The organism is Rhizobacter sp. P1_G5 (genome assembly GCF_056405435.1).
In genome coordinates this window covers 1-1,072 of the sequence record NZ_JBFUCB010001047.1, presented here as the reverse complement: position 1 = coordinate 1,072, position 1,072 = coordinate 1, and the positions used below count along the sequence as shown (strand labels likewise).

1 protein-coding gene is annotated in these 1,072 nt (G+C 70.7%); it reads right to left on the bottom strand.

Going from position 1 to position 1,072, the window contains the following annotated elements; genetic code table 11:
* Positions 1-1,072: tetratricopeptide repeat protein (locus AC1D12_RS33875; RefSeq protein ID WP_477845458.1), on the bottom strand; the 1,072-nt coding region annotated here is incomplete at both ends.

Below are 1,072 nucleotides of genomic sequence, written 5' to 3'. Positions count from 1 at the left end.
CGGCTGCGCAATGCCTCGACGCGCTCCTGCAGCGGCCCGCCATCGGCGATCTTCTCGTGGTGGCGTTGCAGGGTCATGCGCGCCATCTCGATCAGCTTGCCGTTCAGCGTGCGCTCGCCATGCGCCAGCAGCAGCTGCACGGCGCCGCGGTGGTCGCCCGACAGCGTGTGCGACACCGCCTGCTCGGCCATCTCGTTGATGCGCTGCTGCGCGTCGCGCACGCGCTGCGCGTGCGGCGGGTGGCTGGAGGCGGTGCACGCCAGCAGTTCGGCCAGCCCCTTCGCGCTCGCGAAGCGCAGCGCCAGCGCGTCGACCCAGTCGTCGGCGCCGTCCAGGTTCAGCTCGGCGGCGGTCAGCTGCGACAGCATGCTCAGCACGTTGCACGCCGCTTCCATGTCGAAGCCCGGTTCGCGCAGCTCGCGCGTGATCTCGCGCACCGCGGCGATCGCCGCGCCGAGCTGTTTCTGCAGCATCAGGTTGAACACGTTGACCACCGCGGTGAAGCGCTGCAGGCGGCGGCTCTGCGGCACCTTCTCCAGCGCGTGCTGGAGGTTGTCGAGGCAGCGCTGCAGGCTCTTCGAATCGCGCTGGTGGAAGCGCGTGAAGGCCAGCAGCACCAGCGTCTGGTAGTCGAACATCTTCGAGCTGATGCCCACCGACGCGGCGCGCTCCAGCATGCGGCCCGCCTCGTCGCGGTCGCCCATGTAGAAGGCGAGCATCCCGTGCTTCTGCAGCCGGGTGATCGAGCCGGGCGTCAGCGCGGTGGCGCGCTTGTAGGTGTCGAGCGCGCTCTGCAGGTCGCCCTGCTCGACCTGCACCCGCCCCATCACGTCGTACGCATCGACGAAGCTCGGGTGGTCGCCGATCAGGCTTTCCAGCGTGCGCAGCGCCGGGCCCGGCTGGCCGGCGTCGAGCTGGCTGCGCGCAATGCCCAGGCGCGCCCACGGGATCGCGCCGGTCTTCTGCACCGCCTCGAACATCTGGCGCGCCGCGTCGTGCTTGCCCACGCGCAGCAGCAGCTCCGAACCGATGCGCGCCGCGTACAGCCAGTACGGGCCGCGCTGCTCGAAGC